General features: G+C 66.9%; 16 protein-coding genes. 10 read left to right on the plus strand and 6 right to left on the minus strand.

Features of this window, described 5'->3' with window-relative positions; genetic code table 11:
- Positions 1-9: 9 nt before the first annotated feature.
- On the minus strand, positions 10-1,623 hold the full coding sequence (locus AZ34_RS05095) for an indolepyruvate oxidoreductase subunit beta family protein (RefSeq protein WP_035605510.1): 1,614 nt from the start codon (positions 1,621-1,623) through the stop codon (positions 10-12).
- A 21-nt stretch (positions 1,624-1,644) separates the two neighbouring features.
- Entirely contained in the window at positions 1,645-3,810 is a 2,166-nt protein-coding gene (locus AZ34_RS05100; RefSeq protein ID WP_035605513.1) for an indolepyruvate ferredoxin oxidoreductase subunit alpha, read from the minus strand.
- A gap of 123 nt (positions 3,811-3,933) precedes the next feature.
- On the opposite strand from AZ34_RS05100, the gene AZ34_RS05105 reads away from it, so the two are divergent.
- A complete protein-coding gene (locus AZ34_RS05105; protein WP_197026596.1) occupies positions 3,934-4,839 on the plus strand; it encodes a LysR family transcriptional regulator in 906 nt (301 codons plus the stop codon).
- Between the two features lie 89 nt (positions 4,840-4,928).
- Positions 4,929-5,498 (plus strand): dCTP deaminase, encoded by a 570-nt coding sequence (dcd, locus tag AZ34_RS05110; RefSeq protein WP_035605519.1) that lies wholly within the window; start codon positions 4,929-4,931, stop codon positions 5,496-5,498.
- A gap of 37 nt (positions 5,499-5,535) precedes the next feature.
- Here the strand turns inward: dcd and AZ34_RS17550 are convergent, their stop codons facing one another.
- On the minus strand, positions 5,536-6,861 hold the full coding sequence (locus tag AZ34_RS17550) for a diguanylate cyclase (RefSeq protein ID WP_197026502.1): 1,326 nt from the start codon (positions 6,859-6,861) through the stop codon (positions 5,536-5,538).
- 118 nt (positions 6,862-6,979) lie between these two features.
- Here AZ34_RS17550 and AZ34_RS05120 point away from each other — a divergent pair, with 118 nt between their 5' ends.
- Positions 6,980-8,512 (plus strand): DEAD/DEAH box helicase, encoded by a 1,533-nt coding sequence (locus AZ34_RS05120; protein ID WP_051509545.1) that lies wholly within the window; start codon positions 6,980-6,982, stop codon positions 8,510-8,512.
- Between the two features lie 86 nt (positions 8,513-8,598).
- Here the strand turns inward: AZ34_RS05120 and AZ34_RS05125 are convergent, their stop codons facing one another.
- Positions 8,599-9,999 carry a PLP-dependent aminotransferase family protein gene (locus AZ34_RS05125; protein WP_035610959.1) on the minus strand — a complete coding sequence of 467 codons (1,401 nt, stop codon included), beginning with the start codon at positions 9,997-9,999 and terminating at the stop codon, positions 8,599-8,601.
- A gap of 175 nt (positions 10,000-10,174) precedes the next feature.
- On the opposite strand from AZ34_RS05125, the gene AZ34_RS05130 reads away from it, so the two are divergent.
- Genes AZ34_RS05130 through AZ34_RS05145 form a run of 4 tightly spaced genes read left to right on the plus strand, consistent with a single transcriptional unit; the run spans position 10,175 to position 13,247 of the window.
- Entirely contained in the window at positions 10,175-11,182 is a 1,008-nt protein-coding gene (locus tag AZ34_RS05130; protein ID WP_081767092.1) for a DMT family transporter, read from the plus strand.
- Positions 11,183-11,220: 38 nt separating this feature from the next.
- Positions 11,221-11,844, plus strand: coding sequence for a LysE family translocator (locus tag AZ34_RS05135; protein ID WP_231495464.1), 624 nt, complete (start codon positions 11,221-11,223; stop codon positions 11,842-11,844).
- A 39-nt stretch (positions 11,845-11,883) separates the two neighbouring features.
- Complete coding sequence (locus AZ34_RS05140; protein WP_035605525.1) at positions 11,884-12,462, plus strand: dihydrofolate reductase family protein; 579 nt, start codon at positions 11,884-11,886, stop codon at positions 12,460-12,462.
- Positions 12,459-13,247: a PhzF family phenazine biosynthesis protein gene (locus tag AZ34_RS05145; RefSeq protein WP_035605528.1), complete on the plus strand. Its 789-nt coding sequence runs from the start codon at positions 12,459-12,461 to the stop codon at positions 13,245-13,247. The genes AZ34_RS05140 and AZ34_RS05145 overlap by 4 nt, the downstream gene beginning before the upstream one ends.
- A 35-nt stretch (positions 13,248-13,282) precedes the next feature.
- On the opposite strand, the gene AZ34_RS05150 is transcribed toward AZ34_RS05145, so the two are convergent.
- The gene (locus tag AZ34_RS05150) at positions 13,283-14,152 is read right to left on the minus strand and encodes a symmetrical bis(5'-nucleosyl)-tetraphosphatase (RefSeq protein WP_035610963.1); all 870 of its coding nucleotides are present in this window, start codon (positions 14,150-14,152) and stop codon (positions 13,283-13,285) included.
- 96 nt (positions 14,153-14,248) lie between these two features.
- On the opposite strand from AZ34_RS05150, the gene AZ34_RS05155 reads away from it, so the two are divergent.
- From AZ34_RS05155 to ahpF, 3 genes are all read left to right on the plus strand, one after another.
- The gene (locus AZ34_RS05155; protein ID WP_035605532.1) at positions 14,249-15,592 is read left to right on the plus strand and encodes a hemolysin family protein; all 1,344 of its coding nucleotides are present in this window, start codon (positions 14,249-14,251) and stop codon (positions 15,590-15,592) included.
- A gap of 261 nt (positions 15,593-15,853) precedes the next feature.
- Positions 15,854-16,417 (plus strand): alkyl hydroperoxide reductase subunit C, encoded by a 564-nt coding sequence (gene ahpC / locus AZ34_RS05160; protein WP_035605534.1) that lies wholly within the window; start codon positions 15,854-15,856, stop codon positions 16,415-16,417.
- A 207-nt stretch (positions 16,418-16,624) separates the two neighbouring features.
- Entirely contained in the window at positions 16,625-18,202 is a 1,578-nt protein-coding gene (gene ahpF / locus AZ34_RS05165) for an alkyl hydroperoxide reductase subunit F (RefSeq protein WP_035605537.1), read from the plus strand.
- A gap of 47 nt (positions 18,203-18,249) precedes the next feature.
- Here ahpF and AZ34_RS05170 read toward each other — a convergent pair whose 3' ends face one another.
- The gene (locus AZ34_RS05170; RefSeq protein ID WP_035610965.1) at positions 18,250-18,429 is read right to left on the minus strand and encodes a hypothetical protein; all 180 of its coding nucleotides are present in this window, start codon (positions 18,427-18,429) and stop codon (positions 18,250-18,252) included.
- Positions 18,430-18,438 lie beyond the last annotated feature (9 nt).

Raw genomic sequence — 18,438 nt, forward strand, 5'->3', positions numbered from 1 at the left:
GGTTCTGCATCAGGTGGTTTTTTTCATCGCCGGCTTGCGCACCCAGCGTATGGGTTGCGCTTTCAGCGGTCTTGCCGGTGCGCCGTGCTGCTTCAGGGTCTGGTCCAGGGCTTGCCCGGCATCGTCGGACAGCGCGGCTAGACGCGCAGCGGCGATGGCGGCCGCGCGCGCCGTGCCGTCGGCGAAATGCGGGGCCGCCGCCAGATGTCGCACGACGTGCAGCAGATTGTCCTTGCCGCGTTCGTTGGTGCTGCCATAGCCCTTGATCAGGCGGCCGCATTGGGCGATCTCGAAGCCGCTGTCCCAGTGGTGCGCCGTTTGCTGCGTGACGGCGGTCAGCCATTCGTCAATCAGGGCCTGCTCGGTGATGAAGCGGCTGCCATGCGGGCGCAGCCACCTGAGCCGGGCCAGCAGGCGCAGGGCCAGCATGCCCGTCACGGTGTGCGTGCCGATCTTGAGCGGCAGGGCCCAGGGCGTCTTGCCCGCGAGCATGCGGCTGCGGTCCCAGGCCAGCAAGCGCTGGGCCAGGCGCTGCGGCAGCAGGGCTGCGAACTCGGGCACGCCAGGCTTGAAGTGGTCGTAGAGTTTGAGCAGGTCTTCATCCTCGGCCTTGACTTCGCCGATCACGCGTTGCCAGCGGCTGGCGCGGCTCTTGAGGTCGGCCACGCGCACGATGTCGTCGAAGGCCATCCACAGTGCCAGCCAGCGCGCCATCTCGCGGGTGACGGCCCAGCCGCGCCGACCTTGTGGGTCGCTCTGACGCTCGGCCTCCAGCACCGCCTGCAGGCGATCGATGTAGCGCCGTGCATAAGCGGTGTTCTGGTATTCGGTCAGGCGCGCGCAGCCCAGCGTGATGAGCGCGTGCAGCGTGGACGGGAAACGTGCCGCCACGTCGGTCGGCGGGGCGGGCACGGCCTGCGCGGCCGCCGCGACATCGGGGGACGGGGCGGGCGGCGCGCTCAGCACCTGGCTGATGTAGTTCACCTGCTGTCGTTGCGCGCTCACGGCCTCGAAGCCCAGGGCGAAACCACGCAGGCTGGCTAGTGCCATGCTGCCTACGCCGCCGATGACCTGTTCATAGTCCGCGCGCTTCATGGGCAGCAAGCCACTGGCCGCGATGCAGCCCAGCAAAACGGCGCTGACCACGGTGCCCGCCTGGCGGGTGAGCTCGGCCATGTCGATCAGGTGGTGGGTCTGGCTGTGCGCGGCGATCAACTGCGCGAGCCGCGCTGTGTCGCGCCGGCCATCGCCCAGCTGCATCTTCTCCGCCGTGGTCAGCGTGCGCGCGGTGGAGCTGATCACCAGCGTGCGATCACGGCTGGCATGGCCCAGGCTGAGCTGACGTACCGTTTCCAACAACTCGCTGGAAACCAGAGCGTCCAGCCGGCCGGGCATGGGGTAGAGGCCCAGCACGGGGCGCAGCCCCTTCAGCTCGGATTGGAGGGTGGGAAAGACCTCGAGGTAATAAGTCGTCGCGCCCGTGCGCTGGGCCACGCCCGGGATGGAAGTGGCCTGCACGGGGTAGCCGGCGTGACGCGCCGTTCCGACCAGCCATTCGGTCAGCACACCGCCGCCTTCGCCGCCGAGGGCGCAGAGGAGGAGGGATATGGGTTGTTGGGTCATGTCTTTGGTCTCGGGTCAGGTTCAAGCTGGCTGCAAGACCCGCACGACGGACCGCCGCACCGATGCCAGCAGCCGCTCGTGCCAATGAGGGTTCTGCACCACTTCTGCCCGATAGAAGGAAGGACAGAGCGTGGCCGCATGCGCGTTGGCGCCGCAGAGCCCGCAGCCCACGCAACCGTCGATCACGGTCGCCACGGGGTCTACTTTCAGGGGGTCGGGGTTGTCCTTGAGCGTGAGCGTGGGGCAGCCCGAGAGCCGGATGCAGGCGTGGTCGCCGTTGCAGACGTCTTCGTCCACGCCGTACTTCACGCGTTCGACACGTTGGCCTTTTTTCAGCAGGCCCGCCAGCCAGGGCTTGATGCGGCGCTGGCGTTCGAGCTGGCATTCACCCTCGGCCACGATGACCTTGAGGCCGTTGAAGTCGGAGGTGAAGGCATCCACCAGGGTCTTGCGCACGTTGTCGACCTCGTAGGTCGTGACGGTGCGCAACCACTGCACGCCCAGGCCCTTGAGCGTGCTCTCGATGGTCTGGTTGGTGTGGACCACGCTGGCGCGCTTGTCGCTGGCGCTGGTCTTGGCTTCGTCATCGGGGGTGGAGATGATGTCCTGCGTGCCGGTGGCCGAGGTGTAGCCGTTCTTGAAGATCAGCAGCACCGCGTCGTCACCGTTGAACAGCGCACTCTGCACGCCGGTCAGCAGGCCGTTGTGCCAGAAGCCACCGTCGCCCATGACCGAGAGCACGCGCCGATTCATCATGGGTGAGACACCGGCACGGCTGGCCAGCGACATGCCGTAGCCCAGGATGGAGTGGCCGAAAGAGAAAGGCTCGAAGGTGGCGAGTGCGTGGCAGCCGATGTCGCCCGCGATGTGCACATCGCCCACCTGCTGCTGCGCGATCTTCAGCGCCGAGAACACGGGGCGCTCGGGGCAGCCGATGCACATGCCCGGCGGGCGGCCTGGCAGGGGCTGGCCGCCGTCCTTGGCGATCTCGCGGGCGATTGCGGTGCGCCGTTCGCGGTTGCCGGCCAGCCATTCGGGCACGGCCGCGGGCAGCAGCTCATTGCGGTACCGCCTCAGGAAATTCTCCAGGCCGCTGGCCATGACCTCGGCCGAATACTCGCCAGCCATCGAAAGCATGTCCTTGCCATGCAGCGGGGTCTGGATGTCGGCGCGGCGCAGCATCGTGGCGAGTTCCTGCTCGATGTACTCGGGCTGGCCTTCCTCGACCATGAGCACGGCGCGCTTGCCGACGCAGAATTCTGTCAACTCCTCGGGCACCAGCGGGTAGGTCACGTTGAGGACCATCAGCGGGACGTCGCTGCGGCCGAAGGCGTCGGCCAGCCCGAACTGCTGCAAGGTGCGGATCAGGGTGTTGTAGAGACCGCCCTGCACGACGATGCCCAGATCACTGTGCTTGCCGGGAAAAAGTTCATTGAGCTGGTGCTGGCGCACGTAGGCGCGCGCGGCCGGCAGGCGTTGCTCGATCTTGAGCTTTTCATGGCGGAAGGTCACGGGCGGGTGGGCCAGGCGGTCGTAATTGAAGGTTGCCGGCTCTTCCATCAGCGCGCGGGTGGAGATGCGGGGCGCCCGGTTGTCGCGCGCCGCGAAGCTGCCCCGCACGTGGCAGGCGCGGATGCGCAATTCCAGGATGGCCGGCATGTTGGACGCTTCGGACAACGCGAAACCGTGCTCCACCATGTCCACCATGCATTGCAGGTCGGGGCGCGGGTCCAGCAGCACCATGCCGGACTTGAGCGCATAGGCGTGCGTGCGTTCCTGGATCACGCTGGCGCCCTCGCCGTAGTCCTCGCCGACGACGATGAGCACGCCGCCTGTCACGCCTGGCGAGGCCAGGTTGGACAGCGCGTCGGCCGCGACATTGGTGCCGACGATGGACTTCCAGGTCACGGCGCCGCGCAGCGGGTAATGGATGGAGGCGCCCAGCATGGCGGCGGCCGAGGCTTCGTTGGAGCAGGCCTCGACGTGCACGCCGAGTTCGTCCATGTAGCCCTTGGCCTGCACCATCACGTCCAGCAGGTGCGAGACCGGCGCGCCCTGGTAACCGCCCACATAGGACACGCCGGATTGCAGCAGCGCCTTGGTGATGGCCAGGATGCCCTCGCCATGGAAGGTCTGGCCTTGCCCCAGCGCCAGGGACTTGATTTCCTGGCTGAATGAAACTTCCACGCGTGGGTCTCCTCGTGCGTTCTTTGTTGTTTGTCTACAGGCACCGGGCCTGAAACCTGCGGCAGTGTCGTGCCTGTCGTTTCATTCTTCAATAGCATCTGCGAGATATGTAATATGAGCGACATGCATATCAACGAGCTGGACCTCAACCTGCTGCGCCTGTTCGACGCCACCTACCGCCTGGGCAGCGTCAGCCGCGCGGCCGAGGCCGTGGGCCTGACCCAGCCCGCGGCCAGCCACGGGCTGGGTCGTCTGCGCCTGCTGTTGGGCGATGCCTTGTTCGAGCGTCGGGCGGGCGGTGTCAAGCCCACGGCGCGCGCCGACCGGCTGGCCGGCGCGGTCCGGCAGGCCCTGGGCACGCTGGAAGCAGCACTCAATGAAAGCGCGGCTTTTGACCCGCGCCAGTCCACGCGCACCTTTCGCCTGCACATGAGCGACATGGGCGAAAGCCGTTTCCTGCCCGAGCTGATCACCACGCTGCGCGAGCGCGCGCCCGGCGTGCGGGTGCAGACCTTGCCGCTGCCGCGCGGCGAGATCGGCACGGCGTTGGACGAGGGCCGCATCGACTTCGCCTTTGGCTTCCTCCCCATGGTGAAAGACACCCAGCGCGTGCAACTGCTGCAGGACCGCTACATCGTCATGCTGCGCGCGGGCCATCCCTTCCTGGTCGTGGCTCAACGCAAAAAGGGCGCGGCCCTGCTGGAGGCCCTGCGCACGCTGGAGTTCGTGGCCGGGCGGACCCATGCGGACACGCTGCGCATCCTGCAGGGGCTCAAGCTGGAAGACCGCATCCGCCTGACCGCCGAGCATTTCATGGCTCTGCCGGGCATCGTGGCCGTGACCGACCTGGCCTTGGTCATGCCGCGCAACATCGCCCGGGGCTTTGCCGCGCAGGGTTACGCGCTGATCGAGCCGCCGTTCCCGCTGCGCGACTTCACCGTCTCCCTGCACTGGAGCCGCCGTTTCGAGGCTGACCCGGCCAACCGCTGGCTGCGCGAGCTGATGGTGGGGCTGTTCGTGGTGCGCTGAGACTCGGTGGCCCCGGGCGCAAGGCGGGCCTAGCCGTGGGGACCAGTAGCGTCCCACCTACAATCCCACCCCAATTTCAGGAACACCCCATGAGCATCAAGAGCGACAAATGGATCCGCCGCATGGCCGAGCAGCACGGGATGATCGAGCCCTTCGAGCCGGGTCAGGTCAAGCACGCAGCCGACGGGCAAAGAATCGTGAGCTATGGCACCAGCAGCTACGGCTACGATATCCGCTGCGCGCGCGAGTTCAAGGTATTCACCAACATCCACAGCACCGTGGTCGACCCGAAGAACTTCGACGAGAAGAGCTTCGTGGACATCGAAAGCGATGTCTGCATCATCCCGCCCAACAGTTTCGCACTGGCACGCACGGTCGAGTATTTCCGCATCCCGCGCAGTGTGCTGACGATCTGCCTGGGCAAGAGCACCTATGCGCGCTGCGGCATCATCGTCAACGTCACGCCTTTCGAGCCGGAGTGGGAGGGATACGTGACACTGGAATTCAGCAACACCACGCCACTGCCAGCCAAGATTTACGCGGGCGAGGGCTGTGCCCAGGTGCTGTTCTTCGAGAGCGACGAGGTTTGCGAGACCAGCTACAAGGACCGGGGCGGCAAGTACCAGGGCCAAAGCGGCGTGACCCTGCCCAAGACCTGAAGGCGCTTGCGGGCTTGCGCCCGCCAAGGTGCGGGCTTCAGGCCACCGCCATTTCCTCGATTGCCACGGCCAGGCGGTTGCGGCCCCGGCGCTTGGCTTCATACAGCGCCGCGTCGGCGCGCTTGATGAGCTGCTCCATCTGGGCCGTGCCGCCGGGCGGCCCGCTTGTGGCCTTGCTGGAGGTGTCCTCCCAGCGCAAGCCGCTCCTCACGGGGTTGTAGGCGGCCACTCCGATGCTGAGGGTCACGATGCCGCCTGGGAGCGGCGTTGCTGCGTGCGGAATGCGCTGCGCCCGCACGGCGTCCAGGACTTTTAGCGCCAATTGTTCCCCGCCCGCGGTGTCCGTTTCCGGCAGGATGAGGGCGAATTCCTCGCCGCCGTAACGCGCGGCCAGATCACCGGGGCGTTGCGCGGCGGCACGCAGGATGCGGGCCACGCGTTCCAGGCAGCGGTCGCCTTGGGGGTGGCCGTAGTGGTCGTTGTAGGTCTTGAAGTGGTCGATGTCGATCATCAGCAAGGCCAGAGGCTGCCCGCGTCGCGTGGCGCGCGCCCATTCTGTGGCCAGCGTCTCGTTGAACTTGCGCCGGTTGGGCAAGTCGGTCAGGGCGTCGGTCTCGCTGATCCAGCGCAGTTGTTCCAGGCTTATTTCCAGTGCGGCGGAGCGCGTGCGTAGCTCCGCGTTCAGTGCCGCCATGTGCATGTTCATGAAGGCCGCGAACAGGCCCACATGCGCCGCCACCATGCCCAGCACTTGCAGCGCCAGCAGTCCGTAGATCAGTCCTTCGAATCGCAGGAAGAGTTCGGTGAAGTTCTCCGCGATCACGACGCGCGTGACCATCAGCACGATGAGCAGTGTCCAGAAGATCACGGGGTCGCGACGGCTGTGGCCGAGCCGGGTGATCTGTTCGGACTGGTAGCGGGCCCGTGCCAGCGCCGTCAGTCCGAAGACCGCGATCAGGCACAGCACAGCGGAATGCACCTGGGTCAGCCGGTCGGCGTCGGCACGGGCCAGCCACAGCGCCAGGGGTTCGATGGCGGCGAGCGTGTAAGGCCAACTCCAGCGCAGGGCGTCCCGAAAACGGCCTCGCAGTTCGCGCTGGCGCAAGATGGCGCATTGCCCCGCGTGCATCAAGGCCAGGCCCAGGGTGACCAGGGTGGCGCTACCGATGATGAGGGCCAGCGGCGTCAGCGGGGTCTGGCGCAGGGTGATCAGCAGGAAACCCGCGGCGCTGACGCCGAACCCCAGTGCCCACAGCATCAGGTAGGGTTGTTTCTCCCGGCGCCAGAGCAGGTACAGGCTGACGCCCTGCATCAGGTCGATGACGCCGAAGAAGTAGTACTGCGTGTAGAGATCCAAGTTCAAGGTGCAAGGGCTCCCGTGCTGCGCCGCCACTGTAGCGGCGGGGCCTTGTCCTGTCGATACGCTGCGCCAGAGGGCTGATTTCGGGCGAGATCGCCCCAATAGGGGATAATTCAGGGCAATGAACGACGACATTCGTGCCGAATCCCCCGAGCTGGCCGCTCCGGCCCCCAAACGCTACGCCGACCTGACCCTGGCCGAGCCGCTCAAGCGTGCCGTGGCCGAGATGGGCTACGAAACCATGACGCCCATTCAGGCGCAGGCCATCCCGGTGGTGCTGGCGGGCCAGGACGTGATGGGCGCGGCCCAGACCGGCACGGGCAAGACGGCGGCGTTCTCGCTGCCCTTGCTGCAGCGCCTGCTCAAGCACGAAAACGCCTCCACCTCCCCAGCCCGCCATCCGGTGCGCGCCCTGGTGCTGCTGCCCACGCGCGAACTTGCCGACCAGGTGGCCCAGCAGGTCAAGATGTACGCCAAGTACACCCATCTGCGCAGCGCCGTGGTCTTCGGCGGCATGGACATGAAGCCGCAGACCCTGGAGCTGAAGAAGGGTGTGGAAGTGCTGGTGGCCACCCCGGGCCGCCTGCTGGACCACATCGAGGCCAAGAACGCGGTGCTCAACCAGGTCGAGTACGTGGTGCTGGACGAGGCCGACCGCATGCTGGACATCGGCTTCCTGCCGGACCTGCAGCGCATCCTCAGCCACCTGCCCAAGCAGCGCACCACGCTCCTGTTCAGCGCGACCTTCTCGCCCGAGATCAAACGCCTGGCCTCGAGTTACCTGCAGAACCCGATCACCATCGAGGTCGCGCGTTCCAACGCCACGGCCGCGACGGTGGAGCAGCATTTCTACAGCGTGGGCGAGGACGACAAGCGCCACGCCCTGCGCCAGGTGCTCAAGGACAAGGACCTGAAGCAGGCTTTCGTCTTCGTCAACAGCAAGCTGGGCTGTGCCCGGCTGGCCCGCGCGCTGGAGCGCGACGGCCTGAAGACTGCGGCCCTGCACGGCGACAAGAGCCAGGACGAGCGTCTCAAGGCCCTGGACGCCTTCAAGAAGGGCGAGGTGGATCTGCTGGTCTGCACCGACGTGGCCGCGCGTGGCCTGGACATCAAGGATGTGCCGGCAGTCTTCAACATGGACATCCCCTTCAACGCCGAGGACTATGTGCACCGCATTGGCCGCACGGGTCGCGCCGGCGCGCTGGGCGTGGCGGTGAGTTTTGTTTCGCCGCGCGACGTCAAGTCGGTGGCCGAGATTGAAAAGCTGATCAAGACCAAGATCGAGATCGAGCCCGTCGAGTTCGACGAAGACCGTCCGGACATCCGCCGCCAGGGCCGCTTTAATGAAGGGCACCGCCTTTACGAGCGCGAGCCTGGCCGCGAGGAGACACGTGGGGAGGGCGGTGAACGCCCCCGCGAGCGAGCGGAACGCAGCGAAGGCAGCGCACCGCGCCGTCGGGACGCTGCACCGCGTCCGGCCTCGCGTGCCACGCCGGCCGATCCTTTCTTCGACCGCCCCTACGAGGCACCCGCCACCGAGGCGGCCGAACCCGCACCTTGGGAAGCGGCGGCCAAACCGGTCACCAACCGCGGCAATCTGTCGACCAATATCCGCCCCAAGCGCAAGGTGGCGGCGCTGTTCAAGCAGTCCTGATGCGGCACGGCGCACCGGCTGCGCTGCACCCGTACGCTCCATTTCCCTTTCATCGCGACCTGGACCGCCAGTTGGTCGGGCCGTCCCTATTTCAGGGCTGCCAGTTCCTTCCACACTTTTTCCTCGTCCACGATGGCGACCGAGATGCGTGCCATGCGCGAAGGCGCCTGCGTGGGCGAGAACAGTGAGCCCGGTGGGATCAGCAGGCCGCGGTCGGCGGCCTCGCGCGCCAGCTGCTCGCTGTCGCGGCCGCAGTCGGCCCAGATGAACATACCCGCCTGGGGCTCGTTCGGCACCGTGTAGCCGAGCTTGATCAGGCGTTTGAGGCAGCGCGCGCGCGCCTCGTCCACGCGCAGGCGCAAGCGCTCGACGTGGCGGCGGTAAGCGCCATCGGCCAGGATGCGGTGCACCACCCGTTCGCTGAGCTCGCTGGAGGTGAGCGCGCCCAGCATCTTGATGTCGCTCAGGCGCTGCACCAGGTCGTCCTTGGCGGCCAGCCAGCCCACACGCAGGCTGGCCGCCAGGGTCTTCGCGAAACCCCCGGCCAGAATAACGCGGTTCAAGCGGTCCAGCTCGGCCAGGCGGGTCAGATTGCTGCCGCTGTTCGGATGGAACTCGGCGTAGGTCAGGTCTTCCACCACCATGAAATCGTGTTTCTCGGCGATGCGCAGCATGTCGTAGGCCGCGCCGGCCGACAGGCCGTAACCTGTCGGGTTGTGCACCGTGCTGTTGGTGATGAGTAGCTTGGGCCGGTGCTGGGCGGCGGCCTGCTCCAGCCAGGCCATGTCCGGGCCGTTCGGCCCGCGCGGCACGCCGATCACGCGCGCGCCGAAGGCGGCGAGGCGGCCGAAAACGACGTACCAGGCCGGGTCTTCCACGAGCACGGTGTCGCCGGGCTGCACGAGCAGGCGCGCGACCAGGTCCAGGCCGTGCGTGACGCCGCTGGTGGTGAGCAGGTTGAGTTCGGGATGCACGGGCAAGCCCTGCGCCTGCAAGAGTGCGGCGATCTGCTGGCGCAGAGGGGCGTAGCCTTGCGGATGACCGTAACCCAACAGCGGGCCTTGCGCCGTGCGCCCCACGCTGCGTAGCGCGCTGCTCACCAGGTCCAGGTCCAGCCAATCGGGCGGCAACAGGCCGGCGCTACCCGGCATGGCGCCGTCGATGGGGTTGGAGCCGAACATGCTGCGCAACATCCAGCGGGTGTCGATCTGCGCGGGTGCAAGGGGTTTGGCGGCGTTGGCGCTCTTGTCGATCAACGGCGCGCGGCGGGCCTGCACGAAAAAGCCCGCGCCGCGGCGCGACTGCACCAGGCCCTGCGCGACCAGGCGCTCGTACGCCTCGACCACGGTGAAGCGGCTGACGCCGGCCTGCTCGGCCATCTGGCGGATCGAGGGCAGTCGGGTACCGGGGCGCAGGCCCTGGTCCTGAATGCGGCGCGCGAGATCCTGGCTGAGCTGAGCCACCAGGGTTGCATCGGCCGCGTGCACGAGCTGCGGGCCGGTGAGTACAGCGGTGGAGGTGGCAACTGTCATGGTGCTGCGACCGGGCCAGTGTCTGCGGGAAACCGTTTAACTGTACCGGTACTGTATTGGTGACTGGCCCTAGAGTGACAGGCCTACCGCTGACTGTCAAGGCCCTCTCATGTTGACCCACTCCCCGTCGATGTCCCTGCCTCGTGTCGAACCGCCCGGCGCGGCGAAGTCGGCGGCCGCGGCATCCACAGATTCCTCCAGCGCCCACGCCACGCCCCTGGCCACGCCCTGGGAGGGGTATGGTTTCGGCCTGCTGGGCGTGCTGATCTTCAGCCTCACCCTGCCCATGACGCGTGTGGTCGTGGCCGAATGGCCGCCGCTGCTGGTCGGCCTGGGGCGGGCCTTGGTGGCCGCCCTGCCCGCGGCCGTGCTGTTGGCCGTGAACTGCAGCCGCCTGCCCCGGCGCGAGGAATGGCCCGGCGTGCTGGGCGCGGCCCTGGGCATCGTGATTGGCTGGCCCCTGTTGTCCACCCTGGCCCTGCAGAGCGTGTCCGCTTCGCACGGCGCGGTCTTCAATGGCTTGTTGCCGCTGTCCACCGCCCTGTTCGCGACCTGGCGCAGCGGCGAAAAGCCGACCAGGGCGTTCTGGGCTTGGGCGGCCGTCGGTGCGGTGCTGGTTACGGGCTTTGGCCTGCGGCAAGGGCAGGGGGCCTTGCAGGCAGGGGATCTGTGGTTGCTGCTGGCCGTGGTTGCTGGGGGCCTGGGCTACGCGGAGGGCGCGCGGGCCGCGCGCACCCTGGGCGGGGGGCGCACAATCTGCTGGGCGCTGGTGATCAGCGCGCCGCTGATCGCGGTGCCCGTGGCCTGGATGGCGGGTGACGCGGCCGACATGGCGCGGGCCAGCGGCACCGTCACCTCCAGCAAGGCCTTGTGGGCTTTTGCCTGGCTGTCCTTCGGTTCGATGTTCCTGGGTTTCTTCGCCTGGTACCGTGGCCTGGCCGTGGGTGGCATCGCCCGCGTGGGCCAAGTGCAATTGCTGCAGCCTTTCCTCACCGTGCTGGCCTGTGCGCTGCTGTTCGGCGAGCCGGTGAATGGCGAGACCTGGGTGTTCGCCTGCGTGGTGATCGCGGTCATCATGGGCGGACGACGTGCCCTGCGTGGCGCCAGCGCGCAACCGAGCCCGCGTTCACAATCATGATGACGGAGACGATGACTATGACGATGGAGTTGGTTCCCATGCAAACGTGGTCCTGGATGCAACCCGCCCTGCTGGGGCCGTTGGCGCTGTTCACCTTCATCAGCACCATCACGCCCGGGCCGAACAACACCATGCTGGCGGCATCGGGGCTGAATTTCGGACTGCGCCGTACTTGGCCCCATCTCTGGGGCGTGAGCCTGGGTTTCACGCTGATGGTGGTCCTGGTCGGCCTGGGCATGGGCGCGGTCTTCGTGCAGTACCCCTGGCTGCACCCGGTGCTGAAGTACCTGAGCGCGGCCTATCTGCTGTTCCTGGCCTGGAAGATTGCCAACGCCGCGCCACCGTCACTGTCGGGTGACGGCGCTGTACACAGTCGACCGATGACGTTCTTGCAGGCGGCGCTCTTTCAATGGGTCAACCCCAAGGCCTGGGTCATGACCACGGGCATGGTGTCGGCCTATGTGCCTGCCGGTGAGGCCTTCTGGGGGCATCTGGGCTTGGCCGCCTTCATCGCCATCGTGGTGGGCCTGCCCTGCATCGTCCTCTGGGCCGCTTTTGGCAGTGCCTTGCGTCGCTGGCTGCACCGTCCGCGCATGATCCGGGCCTTCAACTGGACCATGGCCGCGCTGCTGGTGCTGTCGATCGGGTTCTCCTTGGCTTGATGCCTTGCCTGCTTGCCAACCAGCATTACAGTGCCTGCCATGAAAACCCAGTACTACACCGCGACCAGCCTGGACGGCTACATCGCCACCGAAGACCATTCGCTCGAATGGCTGTTCCCCTTGGGCGACATCAACGAGACCAGCTACCCCGGTTTCTTTGCCGAGGTGGGCGCGTTGGCCATGGGTTCGTCGACCTACGAGTGGCTGTTGCGCCACCACGTCAAGCCTGGCGATCCGCAAGGCGCGCCCTGGCCCTACAGCCAGCCGACCTGGGTGTTCTCGACGCGCACGCTGACGCCGGTGCCTGGCGCCGACATCCGTTTCGTGCGCGGTGACGTGCGGCCGGTGCACGCGCAGATGGTGCTCGCGGCGGGTGGCAAGAACCTCTGGGTCATGGGCGGCGGCGAGCTGGCCGGGCAGTTCCATGATGCCGGCCTGCTGGACGAGCTATGGGTCCAGGTCGGCTCGGTCACGCTGGGCCGGGGCCAGCCCCTGCTGCCGCGCCGCATCAGCGCGCCGTCCATGAAGTTGCTGTCGGTGCGCCAGGTCGGCACGGGTTTCGCGGAGTTGCGCTACGAGCTGCCCAGACCCGCACCGCGGCAAGGTGAGAACCCATGAAGCTGACCTTGCACGTCATCGACGCCTTCACCTCCCAGCGTTTCCAAGGCAACTCGGCGGCCGTGGTGCCCCTGCGTGCATGGCTGTCACCCGCGCTGATGCAGGCCATCGCGATGGAGAACAATCTGTCCGAAACCGCCTACTTCGTGCAGGCGGCGGACGGTTGTTACGACATCCGATGGTTCTCCCCCTTCAAGGAAATCGACTTCTGTGGCCACGCCACCCTGGCCAGCGCCTTTGTGCTCTTCGAGGGGCGCGCGTCATCCCTCATCACTTTCCGCGCGCCGGCGGTGGGTGAGCTGCCAGTCCTGCGCCTGCCGGACGGCCGCATGGAAATGAGCTTCCCGAACCGTGCGCCCACGCCAGTGGACGAGGTGCCCGCGGCCTTGCGCGCTGGCCTGCCCCTGGCGCCGGTGGCGGTGCTGCGCAACGGCCAGGCCTGGTTTGCGGTGTACGAGAACGAGGCGCAGGTGCGCGCCTTGCGCCCGGACTTCAAGCAGTTGGCCCAGCTCGGACCACTGGATGTGACGGTGACCGCGCCTGGCGTGGACTCTGATTTCGTGTCGCGCTATTTCTGGCCGGCCAATGGCGGCGAGGAAGACCCAGTGACCGGCTCCATCCACGCAGGCCTCGCGCCCTACTGGGCGGCCCGGCTTGGAAAGAACACGCTCGTGGCGGTGCAGGTGTCCTCGCGCACCGGTACCCTGCATTGCCGCGTTGAGGGTGGGCGCGTCTGTGTCTCGGGCGCGGCCGTGCGCTACCTGCGGGGCGAGATCGAGGTCTGACGCGTGCGCCACCTGGCGTGGCGCGGGGGTGCCCATCAAAAAGGCTTGCGCGTCGGCTCGCAGGCTTCCTGGATCAGGATGTGCGAGGCTGCGGTGTCTGGCATCACACGCAATGCACTCAATTGACCACCCCAGATGCAGCCCGAGTCCAGGGCCCACAGGCGCGCGCGGCGGAACACGTTCTGCGGCTCGGCCAGGCCCAGGGTGGACCAGTGGCCAAAGGCGATGGTCACGTCCTCCTCGGCCGTGCGCCGGCCTGGCACTTCGAACCAGGGCAGGTAACCCGGTGGCGCGGTGTCCAGCCCTTCCTTGGCGTTGAATTCCATCGCGCCTTCGCGCGTGCAAAAGCGCAGGCGCGTCAGGGCGTTGACGATGACGCGCAGGCGGTCGTCGCCTTGCAGGTCTTCGCGCCAGGCGGCAGGCTCGTTGCCGTACATCTGGTGGATGAAGTCCTTCCAGTCGGGACCGGCCAGCACGTCCTGCACTTCGGCGGCCAGGGCGAGGGTCTGCGCCGTGGTCCATTGGGGCAACACGCCCGCGTGCACCATCAGGAAATCATGGCCCTCCAGCCGGGCGCCCAGGGCCAGGGCCTGGCGGCGCACCCAGTCCAGCATGGCGGTGCGGTCAGGGGCGTCCAGGATGTCGTCCACCGTGTCGCCCCGGTGAGCGCGGCGCACGCCCAGCGAAACGGCCAGCAGGTGCAGGTCGTGGTTGCCGAGCAGGCAGCGCGCCGACGCGCCATAGGCCATGAGGCGGCGCAACACGGCCGCGGAGGACGGGCCGCGGTTGACCAGGTCGCCCAGCAACCAGAGCGTGTCGCGGCTGGGGGAGTAGTCGATGACGGCCAGCAGGCGGCCGAGCGCGGCATCGCAGCCCTGCACGTCGCCGATCAGGTAATGGGCCATGCGGCGTTTCTGTTCAGAAGCGGTGAGGATGAGCATTATCCAGTCGTGTGCCCAGGGCCGGCTCGCCGTGAAAAGCCCTCGATGTAAAGTCGTGGCATGGACTTCTTGTTGATCGCCTTGCTGATCGTGCTCAATGGCGCCTTCGCCATGTCGGAAATGGCCCTGGCTTCGAGCCGCAAGGCGCGCCTGCTGGCCGCCGCCGAGGCGGGCGACGGTGGCGCGAAAAAGGCCCTGGAGTTGATGGACAACCCCAACCAGTTCTTGTCCACCATCCAGATCGGCATCACCTCCATCGGCGTGCTCAACGGCATCGTGGGGGAGGCGGCCTTCAGTGACGACCTGGCAGCCCTGTTGCAGACTCTGGGTGTGAGCGTGGGGGCCTCGGGCGTCACGGCCACGGCCCTGGTCGTTACCCTCATCACCTTCCTGACCATCATCTTCGGCGAGCTGGTGCCCAAGCGCGTGGGGCAGCTCTATCCCGAACTGGTGGCCCGCTGGGTGTCCCGACCCATGGGGGGGCTGGCCCTGGGCGCCAAGCCCTTCGTCAAGCTGCTGTCGGCCAGCACCCAGGCGGTCCTGAAGCTGCTGCGCGTGCCCGACGTGGCGCGTGGCATGACGGAAGAGGAAATCCGCCACAGCCTGGAAGAGGGCGTGGACGCCGGCCTGATCGAGGAACACGAGCACCAGATGGTGCGCAACGTCTTCCGCCTGGACGACCGGCCACTGATCTCCATGATGGCGCCGCGCGCGGACATCGCCTGGCTGGACGCCGGACTGAACGCCGTGCAATGCCTGGAACAGCTCGCGCTCAGCAGCCAGACCGAGCAAGACGCGCAGCAGGGCGAGCAGGAGAGCGGCAGTGTGCATTCCTGGTACCCCGTGTGCCGAGGTTCGCTGGACGACGTGGTGGGCCAGATCAGCGTGGGCGCCTTGCTGGCCCTGGCGCGGGACCCAGCGCAGGCGGCGGACCCGGTTGAGCGCCATGTGCAAGCGGCCGTTTTCGTGCCTGAGACGCTGTCGGGCATGGAGCTGGTCGAGCAGTTCCGCGCCCGTTCCCTGCGCATGATGTTCGTGGTCGACGAGTATGGCGCGGTGCAGGGCCTGCTGACGCCAGCGGATTTGCTGGAGGCCATCACGGGCGAACTGCAATCGGCCCCGATCGATGCCTGGGCCACGCAACGCGAGGACGGCTCCTGGCTGCTGGACGGCGTGATGCCGGTGGACGAGCTGAAAGTCCGCTTCGAGATCCGCGAACTGCCGGATGAAGACCGGGGCCGCTACAACACGGTCGCGGGCTTGCTGCTGGCGGTCAGTGGCCGCCTGCTCAAGACCGGCGAACGCGTGAACTGCGCGGGCTGGGAATTCGAGGTGGTGGACCTGGATGGCCGGCGCATCGACAAGGTGCTGGCGCGGCCCCTGCCGCAGGCTGCACTGGTCTGACCTGCCGGTCGACGCGCCCGGGTCCACTGCGCCGCTCCTGGGCGCCGGTGCCTGGCCCGGGACGCCGACCGCAGTGCGTCGGGCGGCCTTGATTGGGGCGCGGCTCATAAAGCCTGCCTATCTTCTCCATAGATATGCTGACCGTGGAAGTCAACCCTGGAAAGCTAAACTTTGCCTTATCGGTTTTCCCAGGGGTGTTTCCCCTGAGCCGGTTGTTAAGCAAGCTAGCTTTCTTTCCACCTTCCACTACAGGAGATTTCCATGTCCCTCATCAACACCCAGGTTCCGGCGTTCAAGACCGAGGCCTTCCACAACGGCAAGTTCATCACCGTGAGCGATGCCACCCTGAAGGGCAAGTGGTCCGTGCTGATCTTCATGCCGGCCGCCTTCACCTTCAACTGCCCGACCGAAGTGGAAGACGCCGCCGACAACTACGCCGAGTTCCAGAAGCTGGGCGCCGAGGTGTACATCGTCACGACCGACACGCATTTCTCGCACAAGGTGTGGCACGAGACCTCCCCCGCCGTGGGCAAGGCCAAGTTCCCGCTGGTGGGCGACCCGACCCACACGCTGACGCGCGCCCTGGGCGTGCACATCGAGGAAGAAGGCCTGGCCCTGCGCGGCACCTTCGTGATCAACCCCGATGGCGTGATCAAGACGGCCGAAGTGCACTCCAACGAGATCGCACGTGACGTCAAGGAAACACTGCGCAAGCTGAAGGCTGCCCAGTACACCGCCGCCAACCCGGGCCAAGTCTGCCCCGCCAAGTGGAACGAAGGCGCCAAGACGCTGACGCCCTCGCTGGATCTGGTCGGCAAGATCTGATTCCGCCACGGCTTCGGACCGCGTGACACGCGGTCCCTGCGCAAGCAGTGCCGCGGCCGGATGGGCTGCGTTGGCCTGGAGTCTTCAGGACGGCGCGGCCCCTCTCACGGCGGTAGATCCACAGGCAAGGCAACACGGATATGGACCGTGTCGTTTTTCGCCGATGCATCCCCATATTTCAAACCTCACGCTTTCCAGGAGAACCCCATGCTCGACGACGCCATGAAGTCCCAGTTGCAGGCTTACCTGACCAAGCTGCAACGTCCCATCCGCCTGATCGCTTCGCTCGATGGTGGGGAAAAGTCGGCTGAGCTGCGCGAGCTGCTGCAGGAAATCGCCGGCCTGTCCGACCAGGTCCGGTTCGACGACTCCGGCACGGACGCGCGCAAGCCGTCCTTCGTCATCGCCCGCGAGGGTGAGACCACGGGCGTGCGTTTCGCCGCCATTCCCCTGGGCCATGAATTCACCTCCCTGGTGTTGGCCCTGCTCTGGACCGGCGGCCACCCGCCCAAGGTCGAGCCCGAGGTGATCGAGCAGATTCGCAACCTGGAGGGTGAGTTCAAGTTCGAGGTCTACATGTCCTTGAGCTGCCACAACTGTCCCGACGTGGTCCAGGCCGTGAGCCTGATGAGCATCGTCAACCCACGCGTGCAAGCCACCATCGTGGACGGAGGTCTCTACCAACAGGAAGTGGATGAGCGCCAGATCATGGCCGTGCCCGCCACCTGGCTCAACGGCAAGATGTTCGCCTCCGGCCGCATGACGGTGGAGGAAATCGTCGCCAAGCTGGATGTCAAGAGCGAGGAGCGCGAGGCCGCCAAACTCTCCGCCAAGGACCCCTATGACGTGCTCATCGTGGGTGGCGGCCCCGCCGGCGCGGCTGCGGCCGTTTATGCCGCGCGCAAGGGCATCCGTGTTGGCATTGCCGCCGAGCGCTTCGGCGGCCAGGTCAACGACACCCTGGCCATCGAGAATTACATCTCCGTGCTGGAGACCGAGGGGCCGAAGTTCGCGGCGGCACTGGAAGCCCAGGTGCGCCACTACGAGGTGGACCTCATGAACCTGCAGCGTGCCGACAAGCTCGTTCCGGCCGCGCAGCCCGGAGGGCTGACCGAGGTGCACATGGCCAACGGCGGCGTCCTCAAGGCACGCAGCGTCATACTCTCCACTGGCGCGCGCTGGCGCAACGTCAATGTGCCCGGCGAGCAGGAGTACAAGAACAAGGGCGTGGCCTACTGCCCGCACTGCGACGGCCCCTTGTTCAAGGGGAAGAAGGTCGCCGTGATCGGCGGTGGCAACTCGGGCGTCGAGGCCGCGATCGACCTGGCCGGCATCGTTGAGCATGTGACCCTGTTGGAGTTCGGCGACCAGCTCCGCGCCGACGCCGTGCTGGTGAGCAAGCTCAAGAGCCTGCCCAATGTGCGCGTCATCACCCAGGCGCAGACCACCGAGTTCTCTGGCACGGGCGGCAAACTCGCCGGCCTGGACTACCTGGACCGTGCCACGGGCGAGAAGAAGCATGTGGATGTCGAAGGCGTGTTCGTGCAGATTGGCCTGGTGCCGAACACCGAATGGCTCAAGGGCACGCTGGAGCTGTCGAAGTTTGGCGAAATCGTCGTCGACGCCAAGGGGCACACCAGCCTTGCGGGCGTGTTCGCGGCGGGGGACTGCACGACCGTGCCCTACAAGCAGATCGTGATCGCGGCGGGCGAAGGCGCGAAAGCCGCCCTCAGCGCCTTTGATCACCTGATCCGCACGCCGGCGCAGCAAGCCGTGACGGTCTGAATCGTCGGTTTTCCGGACCGTCCAGGGGCTGCTTGCGCAGCCCTTTTTCATGGCACTTGCTTGAGCGCCTGCCTCAGCGCTTGACGGCCCGCCTGGCGCTCGCTCTTGGCTGTTTTGCGGTGCGCGCCGGCCTTGCGCTTGAGTGCCGGCGCCACCAGCGGATTGCGCGGCGCGGGTGGCTTGAGCCTGAGCGCGAGGCGGCGCTTGGTCAGTCGTGCGGAGTTCATGGTGTAATT

The organism is Hylemonella gracilis str. Niagara R (genome assembly GCF_000600295.1).
In the GTDB taxonomy this organism is placed as follows: Bacteria; Pseudomonadota; Gammaproteobacteria; order Burkholderiales; family Burkholderiaceae_C; genus Hylemonella; species Hylemonella gracilis_A.

Bases quoted from the DNA above. Each gene is read 5' to 3' on its own strand.
- AZ34_RS05150 (WP_035610963.1), bottom strand. From the start codon at position 14,152: ATGGCCCATTACCTGATCGGCGACGTGCAGGGCTGCGATGCCGCGCTC.
- AZ34_RS05145 (WP_035605528.1), top strand. From the start codon at position 12,459: ATGAAGCTGACCTTGCACGTCATCGACGCCTTCACCTCCCAGCGTTTC.
- ahpC (WP_035605534.1), top strand. From the start codon at position 15,854: ATGTCCCTCATCAACACCCAGGTTCCGGCGTTCAAGACCGAGGCCTTC.
- AZ34_RS05105 (WP_197026596.1), top strand. From the start codon at position 3,934: ATGCATATCAACGAGCTGGACCTCAACCTGCTGCGCCTGTTCGACGCC.
- AZ34_RS05140 (WP_035605525.1), top strand. From the start codon at position 11,884: ATGAAAACCCAGTACTACACCGCGACCAGCCTGGACGGCTACATCGCC.
- AZ34_RS05135 (WP_231495464.1), top strand. From the start codon at position 11,221: ATGCAAACGTGGTCCTGGATGCAACCCGCCCTGCTGGGGCCGTTGGCG.
- ahpF (WP_035605537.1), top strand. From the start codon at position 16,625: ATGCTCGACGACGCCATGAAGTCCCAGTTGCAGGCTTACCTGACCAAG.
- AZ34_RS05170 (WP_035610965.1), bottom strand. From the start codon at position 18,429: ATGAACTCCGCACGACTGACCAAGCGCCGCCTCGCGCTCAGGCTCAAG.
- dcd (WP_035605519.1), top strand. From the start codon at position 4,929: ATGAGCATCAAGAGCGACAAATGGATCCGCCGCATGGCCGAGCAGCAC.
- AZ34_RS05120 (WP_051509545.1), top strand. From the start codon at position 6,980: ATGAACGACGACATTCGTGCCGAATCCCCCGAGCTGGCCGCTCCGGCC.
- AZ34_RS05130 (WP_081767092.1), top strand. From the start codon at position 10,175: ATGTCCCTGCCTCGTGTCGAACCGCCCGGCGCGGCGAAGTCGGCGGCC.
- AZ34_RS05155 (WP_035605532.1), top strand. From the start codon at position 14,249: ATGGACTTCTTGTTGATCGCCTTGCTGATCGTGCTCAATGGCGCCTTC.
- AZ34_RS05095 (WP_035605510.1), bottom strand. From the start codon at position 1,623: ATGACCCAACAACCCATATCCCTCCTCCTCTGCGCCCTCGGCGGCGAA.